Annotated in this window: 14 protein-coding genes; 5 read left to right on the top strand and 9 right to left on the bottom strand. The window is 50.7% G+C overall.

Going from position 1 to position 17129, the window contains the following annotated elements:
• The first annotated feature begins 8 nt into the window (after nucleotides 1-8).
• A complete protein-coding gene (gene kch, locus ACU8YC_RS03480) occupies nucleotides 9-1181 on the top strand; it encodes a voltage-gated potassium channel protein (protein ID WP_151225558.1) in 1173 nt (390 codons plus the stop codon).
• Nucleotides 1182-1323: 142 nt separating this feature from the next.
• On the opposite strand, the gene ACU8YC_RS03475 is transcribed toward kch, so the two are convergent.
• From ACU8YC_RS03475 to nhaB, 6 genes are all read right to left on the bottom strand, one after another.
• Entirely contained in the window at nucleotides 1324-2037 is a 714-nt protein-coding gene (locus ACU8YC_RS03475) for an MgtC/SapB family protein (RefSeq protein ID WP_187252303.1), read from the bottom strand.
• 63 nt (nucleotides 2038-2100) lie between these two features.
• Nucleotides 2101-3084 (bottom strand): nucleoside hydrolase, encoded by a 984-nt coding sequence (locus ACU8YC_RS03470; protein ID WP_151225727.1) that lies wholly within the window; start codon nucleotides 3082-3084, stop codon nucleotides 2101-2103.
• 10 nt (nucleotides 3085-3094) lie between these two features.
• Complete coding sequence (locus ACU8YC_RS03465; protein ID WP_151219444.1) at nucleotides 3095-4126, bottom strand: LacI family DNA-binding transcriptional regulator; 1032 nt, start codon at nucleotides 4124-4126, stop codon at nucleotides 3095-3097.
• Nucleotides 4127-4232: 106 nt separating this feature from the next.
• A complete protein-coding gene (locus ACU8YC_RS03460) occupies nucleotides 4233-5627 on the bottom strand; it encodes an MFS transporter (protein WP_151219443.1) in 1395 nt (464 codons plus the stop codon).
• 491 nt (nucleotides 5628-6118) lie between these two features.
• Nucleotides 6119-6649 (bottom strand): disulfide bond formation protein DsbB, encoded by a 531-nt coding sequence (gene dsbB, locus ACU8YC_RS03455; RefSeq protein WP_151219442.1) that lies wholly within the window; start codon nucleotides 6647-6649, stop codon nucleotides 6119-6121.
• Nucleotides 6650-6790: 141 nt separating this feature from the next.
• Nucleotides 6791-8335, bottom strand: a complete 1545-nt coding sequence (nhaB, locus tag ACU8YC_RS03450) for a Na(+)/H(+) antiporter NhaB (protein WP_286544655.1) — start codon at nucleotides 8333-8335, stop codon at nucleotides 6791-6793.
• A gap of 236 nt (nucleotides 8336-8571) precedes the next feature.
• Between nhaB and fadR the strand changes: the two genes are divergently transcribed.
• Nucleotides 8572-9291, top strand: a complete 720-nt coding sequence (gene fadR / locus ACU8YC_RS03445) for a fatty acid metabolism transcriptional regulator FadR (RefSeq protein ID WP_252837660.1) — start codon at nucleotides 8572-8574, stop codon at nucleotides 9289-9291.
• A 31-nt stretch (nucleotides 9292-9322) separates the two neighbouring features.
• Here the strand turns inward: fadR and ACU8YC_RS03440 are convergent, their stop codons facing one another.
• Nucleotides 9323-10855, bottom strand: a complete 1533-nt coding sequence (locus ACU8YC_RS03440) for a SpoVR family protein (RefSeq protein ID WP_187252304.1) — start codon at nucleotides 10853-10855, stop codon at nucleotides 9323-9325.
• 322 nt (nucleotides 10856-11177) lie between these two features.
• Here ACU8YC_RS03440 and ACU8YC_RS03435 point away from each other — a divergent pair, with 322 nt between their 5' ends.
• Nucleotides 11178-12476, top strand: coding sequence for a D-amino acid dehydrogenase (locus ACU8YC_RS03435; RefSeq protein WP_043016065.1), 1299 nt, complete (start codon nucleotides 11178-11180; stop codon nucleotides 12474-12476).
• Nucleotides 12477-12488: 12 nt separating this feature from the next.
• Complete coding sequence (gene dadX, locus ACU8YC_RS03430) at nucleotides 12489-13559, top strand: catabolic alanine racemase DadX (protein ID WP_151219439.1); 1071 nt, start codon at nucleotides 12489-12491, stop codon at nucleotides 13557-13559.
• A 104-nt stretch (nucleotides 13560-13663) separates the two neighbouring features.
• Here the strand turns inward: dadX and ACU8YC_RS03425 are convergent, their stop codons facing one another.
• Complete coding sequence (locus tag ACU8YC_RS03425) at nucleotides 13664-15397, bottom strand: potassium/proton antiporter (RefSeq protein ID WP_286544656.1); 1734 nt, start codon at nucleotides 15395-15397, stop codon at nucleotides 13664-13666.
• A 97-nt stretch (nucleotides 15398-15494) separates the two neighbouring features.
• The gene (gene ldcA / locus ACU8YC_RS03420; protein WP_286539811.1) at nucleotides 15495-16409 is read right to left on the bottom strand and encodes a muramoyltetrapeptide carboxypeptidase; all 915 of its coding nucleotides are present in this window, start codon (nucleotides 16407-16409) and stop codon (nucleotides 15495-15497) included.
• Nucleotides 16410-16507: 98 nt separating this feature from the next.
• On the opposite strand from ldcA, the gene emtA reads away from it, so the two are divergent.
• Nucleotides 16508-17119, top strand: coding sequence for a membrane-bound lytic murein transglycosylase EmtA (gene emtA / locus ACU8YC_RS03415; protein WP_151225551.1), 612 nt, complete (start codon nucleotides 16508-16510; stop codon nucleotides 17117-17119).
• Nucleotides 17120-17129 lie beyond the last annotated feature (10 nt).

Raw genomic sequence — 17129 nt, 5'->3', positions numbered from 1 at the left:
AGATTTCGATGAAAACACTTTCTACCAGACTCAAATTTTTGTCTGTTTTCCTTACACCCAACTTGTGGCTTGCGACGCTGACGCTGTTTATTGGCAGCGTATTTCTCAGGCCACTCTTGACTCAGGTCTGGCATTTTTTGTTGCAGTCCACCGGACAGTTTTCTGGCTGGAAAGAGATTATCTCCACATTAGGGTTATTAACGCTACCGCAGGTGATGCTTGGCATTGCGATAGTGCTCATGAGTATCGGACTTTTTTTGCGTGCCAGAGTGGCATGGACGTTTACAATAATTCTTCTTATTGCCATAAGTCTTTTCAGCTTTTTAATGCCGAACAGTTCTTATCATATTGGGTTGCTGTCGGTAGTGGACTGTCTTTTTCTAATTTGGTTCTGGCGTGTTTTTAACCAGTCCAGCTTGGCTGCTGGAACACTGTTCGCGTTAGTGAGCTTCGTTTCGCTACTGCTTTATGCACTTTGTGGGTCACTCTATTTAGGAGAGGAGTTCAGGCCAGTAATAAGTGAGTTATCTGATGCGCTGTATTTTTCAACAGTAAGCATGTCCACTGTGGGTTATGGAGATATTGTTCCGGTAACATCGACTGCCCGACTATTTACAGTATCGATCATTATTCTCGGCATCACCGTCTTCGCGACTTCGATCAGTGCTATAATCGGTCCAATGCTCGGAGGGAACCTCCGGCGTATGATTAAAGGAAGAATTTCACACGTGATGCGTAAAAACCATATCATTATTATTGGCACTACCCCGCTTGCTGTCAGTGTTTATCATGGGCTTTGCGAACAAAATGAGAAGGTCACCGTAATAGTGCCTCCGGGCATTCCTCATAACTATCCAGAAAATGCTGACGTGATTGTTGGTGATCCATCTGATAATAAAGCGCTCAATAGTGCTGAAGCCGATAAGGCACGCTATATACTGGTTTTGCGCGATGATGACTCAGACAATGCTTTTATTGTGCTGGCGGCTAAAGAACTGGTCGGTAGTACAACAAAAATAATTGCTCTGGTGAATTCTGATGCGAACCTCAGCAAAATGAAACGAGTTCAGCCTGATATTATTTTTTCTTTACAAACACTTGCAAGAGAAATGCTGTTGCGGAAATTGAATGGTGAAAAAACAGACAACGCGAATCTTATGGATTTGCTTTTTCAGGAGTGAATATCTGCTACAAAAGCCAGGGCGCTTCCCTTCGTCGCGTTGTTTACTGTCAATCAGGGGGTAATTTTACTCGTTTTCCAGCCGGGTAACTTTTGATACCGCCTTTAACTTTAATCTGGTTTCTCGACCCTGTACAAAATAATTAGTGCTCCAGCGCGATAGCATAAACATGATCAATGGCAGACAGATTGCCGTAAAGTTCAGGTAAAGTTATTTTCTTCCTGATTATCACCTTAAGATTAACTTCGATTTTCCTCTTTTTTAGATCGCGAATAGTGATGTTCTCAATAACATTTTTTTGCTGATGAATACTGTCAATCAGCGTTTGTAGCCCCGATTTATCATCCAGGACAATTCGAATTTTAACTTTACCTGGTGACTGGTTTCGGGTTTGTAAAAAGATGACGAAATAGCTAAGTTTTATTGCCAGAAGGAATAATCCTGTTGCAAGTATGGCATGGAGATAAAAGCCAGCCCCACATGTAATTCCTATACCAGCAGAAGCCCAAACGATTGCTGCTGTCGTCAATCCGGATATCGCATCATCATGGCGATGCAGGATAACTCCTGCTCCCAGAAAGCCTACACCACTGATGACTTGAGCGGCAAGCCGCATAGGGTCGCTACGTATATTCATCGATATCTCAGCGTAATATTCGGCTGACTGAATCGAAACGATGGTCAGCACACAGCTGGCGACGGATATTATCACGCACGTTTTAAACCCGACTGGCTTCCCTTTTGATTCTCTTTCAAGTCCGAGGACTCCTCCCAGAAAAAAAGCGGCACATATTTTACATAACGTAATTACAAGGGATTCTCCTTCAGCAGATAAGAGGAGTGCCAACGCATTCATTTTTCCTCCGGAACAATATGAGCTTATATACTGTGCTAATACATTCTTTCCTGTTTCGGCATGCTACACATGATAGCGATGGATATAGTGTTCAATCAGTGAAAGAAGTTTTTGGTTATCAACAGACTGAAGAATTTCTATCATTACTCCTTTGGGCTCAGGTATTCCCACGTCGAGACGTAATGTGTTACGTCCATAGCGACAGGTCATACCGCGGGTCAGTCCTTCAAGCGAGACATCCAGAAAGTCTTCTGTGGTTGTAGCGAGAGAGGAGTCAAGCAGCCAGGCGACTGTCAGCACATCGTGTATCCAGCATCCGGGCAGATTTCGGGTGCGCATAGAATACGTAATCCATGGACGGATAGTTTGCTCCAGATAACGACCCAGAACGTTTTCTGCCGAAGCCAGACGATCTAAATCAGCATGGAGCATCTGCGTTTTTGTTGTGACATCCATAGGAACTAATGTTACTGGCGCTCCGCTGGTCAGCACGGCATGGGCTGCTTCTGGATCCAAACCAAAATTGGTGTCTTTCATATACCCTGGAACGTTAAACACACCGCCCATAATCACAATCTTTTTTACCGCATGAATAAGCTGCGGATAGAGTTGCAGCGCAATAGCCACATTAGTAAGCGGACCCGTTGCAATCAGAGTTATCTCGCCGGGGTTGTGACATATCAGCTCACCGATCGCTTCAGGCGCAATAGGTTTGGCGTGGCGAGATGCCTGAGGAGTGGGAACATCTTCCCAGAGTTGGCGTAAGCCAAAGTGCTCCACACCATGATCGAGCTTTTCTCTCCATGGCAAAGGATCTTCTCTGAGTGCACGTGAGGCGCCACAATAGACAGGGATTGGGACATCCAGTCTTTTTACGAGGTCTTTGGCTACAGCATATCCAACCTCAACCGGTGTATTTCCGGCTACGGTGGTGATCATTTCCAGAGAGATTTGCGGTGCGGCAATGGCGAGTGCCAGCGCGAGGCCATCATCGATATTGGCACCGGGAATCCCATTACCTGGATCGCAATCGATAATCACACGCATAGATTCACGTTTATCTGGTTTCGGATTGTACTTCATGTCCCTGGCAGCCACACGACTCTCCCACTTGTAAAAAAAACTCAAATTCAATGCGGCGAACTTCTCCATTCCAGTTTTTCAACATATCGATTGCCGCCCGGGCCATTTTGTCTACCGGTTGTCGAACGGCGGTTAGGGAAGGTACGTTGTAAGCCGATTCCTGTGTTGCGTTAAAGCAGACCAAAGCCACATCTTGTGGAACGTGGAGCCCTTGTTCTGCCAGTGCCCGTAAGCACCCAAGCGCTTGCTGCTCATTGGTAGCGAACAGCGCGCGTGGAGGCACTCCTTGTAACATGCGTTTCGTCGCCTCGTAGCCTCCGGCACGGGTATAGTTAGTCGAAAAGATCCAGGAGGGATTGACAGAGAGCGAGGATTCCTCCAATGCTAACTGCCATCCTTTGATACGATCCTGCGTGTTCAACATTTCACGTGGACCACAAATTATGCCAATGTCACGGTAACCGTGATCAATAAGATGTTGTGTGACCTGTCTGGCTGCTAGCTGTTCATCTACCTGAATCACACTCACATTCAGACTGGGATCTACACGATCCAACATGACACAAGGCGTACCGCTATCCTGAATCAGCTCAATATAGGGATGCCGATCTACACTGGTATAGATAAGTCCATCAACCTGACGATTCAGCATATTATTAATCAATTCTCGTTCACGTCCGCTATTATCACCCGCATCACCAAGCAGAAGCACCTTGCCATCAGCAAATGCCTCATGTTGCAGGGCGTGTGCCATTGAGGCAATAAACGGGTTCGATATGTCAGGAGCAATGAGCCCGTAAGTATGTGTACTGCCTGAAGCGAGGGCTCGCGCTATACCATTGGGTCGATATCCCGTCTTTTTTATGGCCTGCAATACGCGTTGTCGGGTCGCTTCGGCCACCGGACGCGGACCATTATTAATAACGTAGCTCACTACAGCGACAGACGTTCCTGCTTCTTTCGCGACATCGGAGCGGGTTACACGTTGTGAATGTGATTGAGTCATAAGGCACCAACCTGATTTTGTTCAGAGTGTTCGTTTTGCCAGCCAGCATAAGGTGTTATGACCCAAAAATCTTTGGTAAAGAACGCGCATCCCACGCTCTCAGGTCTCAAATCGCATCCTCCGGCAGGTTGAGATCGCGACCGCGCGTTTCCGGAGCGAAGAAAGTCGTCACTAGTCCAATAGCAGCCATGAGCGAAAAATAGAGGGCAATAGGCCACCAGTGGCCGTAAAACGAGAGTAACGCTGAGGCGACGAGTGGGGCCGTACCGCCAGACATAATGGATCCCAGCTCTTTTGCGAAAGCCATTTTGGTATAACGGTTGGTTACACCAAACAGTTCAACTCCCCATGCCGCCTGAACCCCAAAAATTCCCAGGGAAGCGAGTCCCATTCCCGTAATAATTGTTGGGATAACAATCCACGGCTCGCGGGAATCCAGCAACATGAATGCCGGGAATGCATACAGGATAAGCAACAGACAAAACCAACGATAGGTGATACGTCTCCCAAACCGATCAGAAAGCCAACCTGCCAGTGGAATAATGGCAAACCCCAGAATTGAAGCGATAAAAACCGCCAAAGTGGGGACCGATTTATCAACCATCAGCACTTTGGCAACATAGCCAATAATGAATCCTTGTGCCAGGTAGGAGGGACCATTTTCGCCGATACGCAATCCGACCATAGTCCAGAACGCACGGGTGCGTTGCCAGAAACTACGTGTGTCGTGCTGCTGCATCTCCTCACCTTTACGAAGCGCATTCTCTCGTTCGGCCTGCAGGAGTGCTTTTTGACGTTCAAATACCGGCGTTTCACGCATATGACGCCGTATAAAGAGGGCGGTGGCGGCGATAAGGAAACTACAAAGAAAAGGAATACGCCACCCCCAACTTAATAAGGTGTCTTTATCCATTTGCAGCACGATGAGCCAAACTAATGAGGCCAACAACGTACCGCTATTTGAACCCAGGGCGATAATCGAAGAGACCAGACCGCGGCGTTTAACAGGGGCATATTCACCGAGCATGACGGTGCCGCCTGACAATTCTGCACCGGCGCCCAGCCCTTGGGAAAATCGTAAAATAACCAGACACACCGGCGCCCAAACGCCAATTTGCGCGTAGCTGGGAATTAAACCGATCAACATGGTTGATACGCCCATTAGCCCGATAGTGATAACCATCACAATTTTTCGGCCATGACGATCGCCGATCCAGCCGAATAACAGCGCGCCGATGGGACGGGCGATAAACCCAACGGAATAGGCTGCGAAGCTGGATAACAGCGCCATAACAGGCGTTGCTTCGGGAAAAAAGATGTCGCCAAATATAATGCCAGCCGCGAGGCCATACAGAGCGAAATCGGCATATTCCATTGTTGTGCCCAGCCAACAAGATAATGCCGCTCGCCAGAATTCGCGGCGTCCTTCAGGTGTTTCCAACCGTTGCTGTGCGGCTTGCTGACCGTCAGTTACGGGTACAGAGGATGAATGCGTGTTCATAAGAACTCCTTGACGTTATCTGCCAATAATTGCGCGCGCTTTAACTTTATCTATTCTACTCGGGTAGATATTGCATTTTTACTGCAGATTAATAGATCTACTCGGGTAGATAAACTAGTAGAAAGATTCCAAATTGAGGGGTAGATCACTTATAACGGAGAATTGTTACAGAAAATTGATCATCGGCATTCGATGCAGCGCGAGTTTTACCGGGCTAGCCGTTGCGGGGGAAAGTTACTCTCAACGACGTATTAGTATGCCGAGCTTAAGCTCTTCGCTTGAATCAGATTGTAAGCCGTTGTTGAACTCGTGCTGACTGATTGCAGCAAACTCATACGAAAGCCATTACGACGACATATTCTCTTAACCGGTAAAAAAAAGCTCACAACGGTGACATTGTGAGCTTTCTGTACCTAAGATGGACGTCTTACGGATGTTTTATATTACAGTGCGTTAAACCAACGTTTAACGCTCCCGAATGCGCGTCTCTGTTAGCGACCGAAGAGGTCACGTTTTTTCGGTTTAAACGGCTGCGCTATGACTACCAGCACGGCGACCACCAGGTAGGCGGCGAAGATCCCCAACAGCCACTGCGGCATTTCCAGGGTTAAAAAAGACCACTGGCGTTCAGCACAGTCGCCGGAGGCTAAAAACACTTGCGGAAGCCATTTGTCCAGCGGCAGCCAGCTCGGGAAGCGGGCGGCAAAATCACAGGTCATAAACGGTGAAGGATAAAGCTGAATCATGGTGTGTTCATACGCCAACTGAAACCCGCGCCAGGCGCTGTAAATCCAGATAACCATCGCCACATAGCGCAGCGGCGTTTTTGGCGCGATAGCCCCTACCAGTCCCGCTCCCATTACACCGAATAATGCACTACGTTCGTAGATACACAACACGCACGGTTTTAGCAGCATGACGTGCTGGAACCAAAGCGCGACGAGCTCCAGCGCAAAGGCGGTTAACGCCAACAATAACCATGCTCCACGACCTCGGGAGCACTGGTTTAAAAATCGCAACATAATCATTTCCCTGCAACATGCGTAGAGACCGCAGTTTAAACCAATTCAACTTATGCGCCACTAGCGGTAATTGAAAATTTGCGTAATCGGATATTTATCATGCAAAAAGTCAAACCGGGCAGTGATTTGCCCGGTTAATTGTTATGAAAGTGTAGCTAACCAGCCCGTTTGGGCCATCCACTCGGTCACCGGAACAAGTGTGAACTCTACGCAAAGCAGACCGACGAGTGTCAGAACAAGGGTATAAGGGAGAGCCATCCACACCATGCGGCCATAAGACAGGCGAATCAACGGTGCCAGCGCGGAGGTCAGCAGGAACAGGAATGCCGCCTGGCCGTTTGGCGTGGCCACGGAAGGCAGGTTGGTCCCGGTATTGATCGCCACCGCTAACAGTTCATATTGATTGAGGCTGATAGTTCCCTGTTCCAGCGCGGCTTTGGCCTCGTTAATGTAAATTGTGCCGACAAATACGTTATCAGAAATAGAAGACAGCAGGCCGTTGAAGAGGTAGAACAGCGTCAGTTGGGCATGTTCGGAGGATTGTAAAACAAACTGAATGATTGGCGAGAAAAGCTGTTGATCGATAATAACCGCAACAATTGAGAAGAACACAGTCAACAGGGCGGTGAAAGGCAGCGATTCGGTAAACGCTTTACCAATCGCATGTTCGTCAGTAACGCCAGTCAACGAGGTTGCCAGAATAATCACCGATAAACCAATTAATCCGACTTCCGCCAGATGCAGGGCCAGAGCAATCACCAGCCAGACACCAATAATCGCCTGGATAATCAGTTTGATTTTGTCCTGGCGAGTACGTTGCTTACGGCTCTGATCGTCAAACTGTTGCAGAACGTCACGCACGGTCTCCGGCAACGTATCGCCATAGCCAAACCAACGCAACTTCTCAACCAGCACACAGGTTAGCAGGCCGCAAATCAGCACCGGGACGGTGACCGGCGACATGCGCAGGAAGAAGTCACCAAAATGCCAGCCAGCTGCTTTGGCGATAATCAGGTTTTGCGGTTCGCCGACCATGGTCATCACGCCGCCTAACGCCGTACCGACACCCGCATGCATCATCAAACTGCGCAGAAAACCACGGAACTGCTCAAGAACGACCTTATGGTGCTGATCGATATGGCTGTCATCAAGCATATTATTGTCTTCCGTGCGGGAAGAGGCGACACGATGGTAGATACCATAAAAACCGACCGCTACGCTGATCACCACGGCCACGACGGTCAGCGCATCAAGAAATGCCGAGAGAAAGGCGGCGGCAACGCAAAATGCCAGTGACAGCAACGCCTTAGAGCGAATAGTGAGCAGCAAACGGGTGAAAATAAACAGCAGAAGCTGCTTCATAAAGTAGATGCCAGCCACCATAAACATCAGCAGCAAAAGCACTTCAAGGTTAGCGGCAACCTCTTCACGCACATGTGTAGCGCTGGTCATGCCAATCATGACTGCTTCTATGGCTAACAACCCGCCCGGCAGCAGCGGGTAGCATTTTAGCGCCATCGCCAGCGTAAAAATGAACTCGGCTACCAACAGCCAGCCCGCAATGAAGGGATTAATGAAGAAAATAATCGGGTTAACGACTAAGAAGATGAGTAGTGCAAGTTTGTACCAGTCAGGTGATTGACCTAAAAAATTGCGCCACATAGCGCGGCCCCATGATAGCTCCATGGTGATTTCCCTACCTTTAAAAATGAAATCATGTTTTTATGTTTGACCGCAAAGCTTAGCGGGAGGAGGGAGTACAGGCAAGCTATTCACGTGACGGGCAAGCCTGGTTGTACTTCAGCGTTATCTGGAAAATGAAGCCTTGATCCACTTTTTCTTCATTGCGTCAGCTATCAGCTATGTGACCCGTCTGGTATGATAACTGTAACTATGTTTTGCTGTGTAATGGAATTATCACTATGGTCATTAAGGCGCAAAGCCCGGCGGGGTTCGCGGAAGAGTACATCATTGAAAGTATCTGGAATAACCGCTTCCCACCTGGCACTATTTTGCCCGCTGAACGTGAACTCTCTGAACTTATTGGAGTGACACGTACCACGTTACGCGAGGTATTACAGCGTCTGGCGCGGGACGGTTGGTTGACCATTCAACACGGCAAACCGACGAAGGTGAATAACTTCTGGGAAACTTCGGGGCTGAATATCCTTGAAACGTTGGCGCGTCTCGATCATGAAAGTGTGCCGCAGCTGATCGATAATCTGCTGTCTGTGCGTACCAATATTTCGACAATCTTTATTCGCACCGCGTTTCGCCAGCATCCTGATAAAGCGCAGGAGGTCCTGGCAACGGCAAATCAGGTTGCCGACCACGCTGACGCCTTTGCCGATCTGGATTACAACATCTTTCGTGGACTGGCATTTGCCTCCGGCAACCCGATCTATGGTTTGATTCTCAATGGCATGAAAGGATTGTATACCCGCATTGGCCGTCATTACTTCGCCAATCCGGAGGCGCGCGCGCTGGCGCTGAGCTTCTACCGTAAGCTGTCAGAACTTTGTGAGCAAGGTGCTCATGAGCAGGTATATGATACGGTGCGTCGCTATGGTCACGATAGTGGCGAGATTTGGCATCGTATGCAGAAGAACTTGCCGGGCGACTTAGCCATTCAGGGCCGCTAATTAGAAACCCCTCATTTGAGGGGTTTTATTATTACAGACCGTTCATCCTCGGCGGGCAACGCTCCAGCAGCTCCACGCTGCCATCTTCATTCTGCTGCTCCAGCATCACGTCAAAACCCCATAACCGGTGCACATGCTTAAGCACCTCTTTGCGTCCTTTATCCAGCGGAGCACGGTTATGCGGAATATAGCGCAAGGTGAGGGAGCGGTCACCGCGTAGATCGACATTCCAGATTTGAATATTCGGCTCCAGGTTGCTCAGGTTATATTGCGACGACAACCGGTTACGAATTTCACGATACCCTTCCTCGTTATGAATCGCGGAAATCTCCAGATAGTTATGACGATCGTCATCCAGTACGGTGAACAGGCGGAAATCACGCATCACCTTCGGGGACAGGAACTGACTGATAAAACTTTCATCTTTGAAATCGCGCATCGCGAAATGCAGGGTTTCCAGCCAGTCGGATCCGGCTATATTTGGGAACCAGTATTTGTCCTCTTCGGTTGGCGACTGGCAAATACGTTTGATATCCTGGAACATGGCAAAACCGAGGGCATAAGGATTTATTCCGCTATACCACGGACTGTTGTATGGCGGTTGGAACACTACGTTGGTATGGCTATGCAGAAACTCCAGCATAAACCGTTCCGTGACTTTACCTTCATCATAAAGGTGGTTCAGGATGGTGTAATGCCAGAAAGTAGCCCAACCTTCGTTCATCACCTGTGTTTGTTTCTGCGGATAAAAATATTGGCTGACCTTGCGCACAATGCGCAGCACTTCGCGTTGCCAGGACTCCAGCAGCGGGGCGTTCTTCTCCATGAAGTACAGCAGGTTTTCCTGTGGCTCAGAGGGATAACGCCGGGCTTCCGCCACGCTTTTCTCTTCCTCTTTCTTCGGCAGCGTGCGCCACAACATATTCACCTGGCTTTGCAGATACTCTTCACGGCTTTTTTGCCGGGCTTTTTCTTCCTGTAGGGAGATTTTTTGCGGGCGTTTGTAACGGTCAACGCCGTAATTCATCAACGCATGACAGGAGTCGAGGAGCTTTTCGACTTCATCCACGCCATAGCGTTCTTCGCACTGGGTAATATAGTTTCGCGCGAAGATCAGGTAATCGACGATGGAACTGGCATCCGTCCAGCTACGGAACAGGTAGTTGTTTTTGAAAAAGGAGTTATGTCCATAGCAGGCATGCGCCATCACCAGCGCCTGCATGGTAATGGTGTTCTCCTCCATCAGATACGCGATACACGGATTGGAGTTAATAACAATCTCATAGGCCAGCCCCTGCTGACCATGCTTATACAAGCGTTCGGTTTCAATAAACTTTTTACCAAACGACCAGTGAGGATAGTTGATCGGCATCCCAACGCTGGAATACGCGTCCATCATCTGTTCGGAGGTGATCACCTCGATTTGGTGCGGGTAGGTATCCAGTCTGTAGAGTTTCGCCACGCGGTCTATTTCCGCCAGATAGACATCCAGCAGATCAAACGTCCAGTCGGGTCCATCGCTTAACCGTGTGCTGTCCTTGTTCATGGAATCAATCGTAGCCATTCGCGCACCCTCATTGTTGGCGGCACTCTCTGTCTGGAGTACCTCATTTCAAGCATAGAACATGGTGTTAAAAAACGTGCTGTGGCAGAAATTTTTTCTTTGCGATTTCACGTTAGCGAGGCGTCGAAAAATGGCATGGTTGCAAAATTTTATGCTGGATAAAAATAACGCGCAGCAGGAGATGCCAAAGCAAAGAGTTCCGCGCTGTTACCGCTATATGTGAGATAAGTCACCATAAAAAAGCCATATGTTGAATAATATTTTCAACTGAGTTATCAAGATGTAATTAGATGATTGTTCTTTTACTGTTAACGGAGTGGCTATGCGAGTTGTCATACTGGGAAGTGGTGTCGTTGGCGTGACCAGCGCCTGGTACTTAAGTCAGGCTGGACACGATGTCACCGTCATTGATCGTGAGCCCGGTCCGGCACTGGAAACCAGTGCGGCGAACGCGGGGCAAATCTCTCCAGGTTATGCAGCACCATGGGCGGCGCCAGGCGTACCGCTTAAAGCAATTAAATGGATGTTTCAGCGCCATGCTCCGCTGGCCGTTCGCCTCGACGGGACGCAGTTCCAGTTGAAATGGATGTGGCAAATGCTGCGCAACTGCGACACCAGCCACTACATGGAAAACAAGGGGCGGATGGTGCGCCTGGCTGAATACAGCCGTGATTGCCTGAAAGCGCTGCGTGCCTCTACCGGTATCGAGTACGAAGGACGTCAGGGCGGAACGTTACAGCTGTTCCGTACCGCTCAACAGTATGAGAACGCCACCCGCGACATCGCCGTGCTCGAAGATGCGGGCGTACCCTATCAGCTCCTGGAAGCAAGCCGCCTGGCGGAAGTCGAACCGGCGCTGGCGGAAGTCGCGCACAAGCTGACCGGCGGTCTGCGTTTACCGAATGACGAAACCGGTGACTGCCAGCTGTTTACCCAGCGTCTGGCGCTGATGGCGGAGCAGGCGGGCGTTAAGTTTCGTTTTAACACCCCGGTCGATAAGCTACTGAGCGATGGCGAGCAGATTTATGGCGTTCAGTGTGGCGAAGAGATAGTCAAAGCCGATGCCTATGTGATGGCGTTTGGCTCCTATTCCACGGCGATGCTGAAAGGGATCGTTGACATTCCGGTCTATCCGCTGAAGGGCTATTCTTTGACCATTCCGGTGGCGCAAGATGACGGTGCTCCGGTTTCAACTATCCTTGATGAAACCTACAAAATCGCCATTACCCGCTTTGATAACCGTATTCGCGTTGGCGGCATGGCGGAGATTGTGGGCTTCAATACTGAATTGCTACAACCCCGTCGTGAAACGCTGGAGATGGTTGTACGCGATCTCTTTCCACGCGGTGGGCATGTGGAACAGGCGACCTTCTGGACCGGGCTGCGTCCGATGACCCCGGACGGTACACCGGTGGTCGGGCGAACCCGTTTCAAGAATTTGCTGCTTAACACCGGGCACGGCACCCTGGGCTGGACAATGGCCTGCGGTTCGGGTCAGTTGCTCAGCGACATTCTCTCCGGTCGCACGCCGGCTATTCCTTACGACGATCTGAGCGTGGCGCGTTACAGTCCGGGGTTTACTCCGTCTCGTCCACGACATTTACATGGCGCACATAACTGATAAGGACGTGAGATGACCCGCCCGATACTGGCCAGCATTGACCTGCAGGCGTTGAAACAAAACCTGACCATTACCCGCCAGGCAGCGCCGGACGCCCGCGTCTGGTCGGTGGTGAAAGCTAATGCCTACGGACACGGCATTGAACGTGTCTGGAATGCGCTGGGCACCACCGACGGTTTTGCCATGCTCAATCTTGAGGAAGCGATAACCCTGCGTGAACGAGGATGGAAAGGCCCGATACTTATGCTGGAGGGCTTTTTCCACGCCGATGATCTGATCGTGTATGACAAATATCGTCTGACCACCTGCGTGCACAGTAACTGGCAGCTAAAAGCGTTGCAGAATGCGCGCCTCAACGCGCCGCTGGATGTTTACCTGAAGGTGAACAGTGGTATGAACCGGCTGGGTTTCTTACCAGAGAGAGTATCAACAGTCTGGCAACAGCTGCGGGCAATGCCCAATGTCGGCGAAATGACATTAATGTCGCACTTTGCTGATGCGGAGCACCCGGAGGGGATCCAGGACGCCATGACGCGCATTGCCCGTGCGACAGAAGGGCTGGAATGCAAACGGTCGCTGTCCAATTCGGCCGCCACGCTGTGGCACCCTGAAGCGCATTACGATTGGGTTCGCCCTGGTATTATTTTGTACGGTGCATCGCCGTCGGGGCAATGGCGGGACATTGCCAATACCGGCCTCAAACCGGTAATGACCCTGAGCAGCGAGATAATCGGCATACAGACGTTGAAAGCCGGAGATCGGGTGGGCTACGGTGGACGCTATACCGCCAGCGGCGAGCAGCGTATTGGCATTGTGGCGACTGGCTATGCAGACGGTTATCCGCGCCATGCTCCAAGCGGAACGCCGGTGCTGGTGGATGGCGTTCGCACCGGTACGGTTGGAACGGTTTCAATGGATATGCTGGCGGTAGACCTGACGCCGTGCCCGCAGGCGGGGATAGGGACCCCAGTGGAGCTGTGGGGCAAAGAGATTAAAATTGACGACGTGGCCACTTCTGCCGGAACGGTGGGCTATGAGTTGATGTGTTCTCTGGCGCTGCGCGTACCGGTTGTGACAGTGTAATGTTTGCGGTGTGCCTGATGGCTCTGCACTGATTAGGCCTATGGAGTCATTGCATTTCATAGGCCGGGTAAGGCGGCGCCGCCACCCGGCAAAAAACATCCACGTTACTCATCTTCATCTTCAGCCACGCGAACACCAACTTTCAGCACTGCATTGTCTTCTTTCTCAGCTACAGTCCAGATCATGCCAGCAAATTCAACCTGGTCACCAACGACTGGCGCGGCGCCAAGCAGATGCTGGACAATTTCACCGAGTGTTTGCTGCTTATCGCGATACTCTGTGCCATCTTCCAGGCCATAAATCAGCGCCACATCGGCATATTTCGCGCTGGCTTCGAGAATGAAATCACCGAAGAAACGCTGATCTAACGACACCGGCGGCGACTGGCTGAACAGCTTGCCGAGAGCAGGGAGATCGCGTTCACGGCCAATGACACACAGAACGTCGCCTTCACGCAGGCGGGTACTGCCTGAAGGGTGAAACAGCACGTTGTCACGAAACAGGGCGGCAATTCGCGTCTCTTCTGGCATATGCAAGTCGCGCAGCGCGGCGCCTACACACCACTTATCCGCGCTGAGCTGGTAAACAAACTGCTCCCAGGGATTGTCCGGATGAATATCCAGACCAATGCGCGAAACGGGCCAGCCAACGGGAGGAACCACCACTTTGGCTTTTTTAGCCGCCCACGAAAGCGACGTTCCCTGAAACAGCAGCGAGATCAGTACCACGAAGAACGCGACGTTAAAAAACAGGCGCGCGTTTTCCAGGCCCGCCATCATTGGGAAGACGGCGAGGATGATCGGCACCGCGCCGCGCAAACCCACCCAACTGATGAAAATGCGCTCGCGCAGATTAAAGCCACGAAACGGCAGCAGTCCGGCAAAGACCGAAAGCGGGCGGGCAAGGAATATCATCCACGCAGACAAAATCAGCGCAGGGATTGCGATAGGTAGCAGGTCCGACGGCGTAACCAGTAGTCCAAGCACCAGGAACATGGCGATTTGCGCCAGCCAGGCCAAACCGTCGAAGTTTTGCAGAATGCCAAACCGGTTGCGGATTGGGCGATTACCCAGCAGAAAACCACACAGATAAACCGCCAGAATACCGCTGCCTTCCAGCGCGGTAGTCAGGGCAAAAATCAGGATCCCGCCGCTTAATGCCAGCAGCGGATAAAGCCCGGCAGGCAGTGAAATACGGTTAATCATTTGCTGAAGCAGGTAGCCGCCGCCGAGACCCAGTATGATGCCTAAGCCAAACTGCTGGATTATATGTACCGCAAACATCCAGCTTAAACCGGTCTCGTGATTTTGGATCATGGCGATAAGCGTAATGGTTAAAAACACCGCCATCGGGTCGTTACTACCGGATTCAATTTCCAGCGTCGAGCCCACACGTTCGTTGAGTCCTTTGCCGCCGAGCAGGGAGAAGACCGCTGCGGCATCGGTTGAGCCGACAATCGCGCCAATCAGCAGCCCTTCAATGAGATCCAGATGAAACAGCCATGCCGCCATAATGCCAGTGAGACCAGAGGTGATCAGCACACCCACGGTCGCCAGCGATAATGCCGGGCCCAAAGCGACGCGAAAAGAGCTGGCCTGGGTGCGCATCCCGCCATCAAGCAGGATAACCGCCAGCGCCAGGTTACTCACCATGTAGGCAAAAGGGTAGTTATCGAAAGGAATACCGCCCACGCCGTCGACGCCCGCCAACATACCGATAGCGAGAAATATCACCAGAATAGGGATACCAAGACGTGATGAAAATGAACTGAGTAAGATACTGCAGGTGACGAGAACGGAACCCAAAATAAAAAGGCTAATAATTGCTGCGGCATCCAACGTTCGGTTACTCCTGAATTACGCTGTTTCGTATTAACAAACCCTAACATAATAACGACAGAAACAGCGTTTAACTTAGCCCTGTTAGCCGCTTTTTTTACGATTTAAGTATCGGATGCCCACTTAAGGTGAGCTGAGTGCTGTTTTTATCATTTTTCAGCACCGCATTCGCCCCCAACGGTAGGGTTACGGTACGTTGTTCATGGCCAAAATCGAGGCCGCTGATTAATGGAACGGACAATCTGGCGCGCAGAAAATCACAAACTGAATCAAGATTGTAACCCGCGTCGTAATCATTAGGCGCGCTGCCGCTAAAACTGCCGAGAATAATCGCGTTTTGCCGGGCCAGTATGCCTGCGTGATACAATTGCAGCAGCATGCGCTCGATGCGAAACGGATGCTCGTTAATGTCTTCCAGTACCAAAATGCCGTTTTCGATAGCCGGCATCCACGGCGTACCCATCAGCGAAATGATCATCGCCAGATTTCCGCCCCATAGCGTCCCTTCAGTCGCACACTCGGGGCCGTTACCCTGCCATTCGAGGGTAAATTGGGCATTGCGTAAAGCTTGCCAGAAATGGAGCTCGGTAAAGGGGTTCATCTCTTCGGCGCCGAAATTAGCCGCCAGCATCGGGCCGCTGAAGCTAATCACATTACCCTGCGCCAGTAGACCACACTGGATCGCCGTAAAATCGCTGTGCCCACACAGCAGCAATGGGTTTTGTTGCTGGCGAGCCGCAAGTGCCTGCCAGTCAATATCTGCCAGCAAACGGCTCGCGCCATAGCCGCCACGTACCGCCATCACAATGGTATCAGGCGATTTCAGATTTACGAGCGAGTTTAAATCAGCCAAACGCTCTGCTTCTGTACCTGCAAAACGCTGACAGCGGCGCGCAATGACCGCTGTATTATCGACCTGATGACCGGCCTCAGTAAGACGCGCAAGCCCACGTAAGGCAGCCTGCTGGTTGATACAGTAGCCCGACGGGGCAATTAAGTGAAACCGGGACATGGCATTTCCTTGCTACAACTAAAACCAAATGTATATCATGCCGCGTAGGTATGTCGTTGTCACCTCAGCGACAGGTTCCGGCTATAAGGATAGATGACGTGAAATTGAGATGGTTTGCTTTTTTGGTTGTATTACTTGCGGGCTGTAGTTCAAAACAGGATTACAAAAATCCGCCATGGAATGCTGAAGTTCCGGTTAAACGCGCAATGCAATGGATGCCGATCAGTGAAAAAGCCGGAGCGGCCTGGGGTGTCAGTCCACAATTGATTACCGCCATTATCGCCATTGAATCAGGCGGTAACCCGAATGCGGTCAGTAAGTCTAATGCGATTGGTCTGATGCAGTTAAAAGCCTCGACTTCAGGCCGCGATGTTTATCGTCGTATGGGGTGGAGCGGAGAGCCGTCGACCAGCGAGTTGAAAAATCCAGAGCGCAATATCTCGATGGGGGCCGCCTACCTGAGCATTCTGGAGACCGGACCGCTGGCCGGGATCGAAGATCCGCAGGTGATGCAATATGCACTGGTGGTCTCGTACGCCAACGGCGCGGGCGCACTGCTGCGGACGTTCTCATCCGACAGGAAAAAAGCCATCAATAAGATCAACGATCTCAGCCCGGATGAATTTATTGAACATGTTGCGGATAATCATCCGGCGCCGCAGGCTCCGCGTTATATCTGGAAGCTTCAGCAAGCGCTGGATGCGATGTAAAGCCGGGGAT

This window comes from Citrobacter sp. VF227 (genome assembly GCF_052950715.1).
The sequence above is the reverse complement of the archived record's forward strand: the minus strand, read 5'-3'. Positions and strand labels throughout refer to the sequence as shown.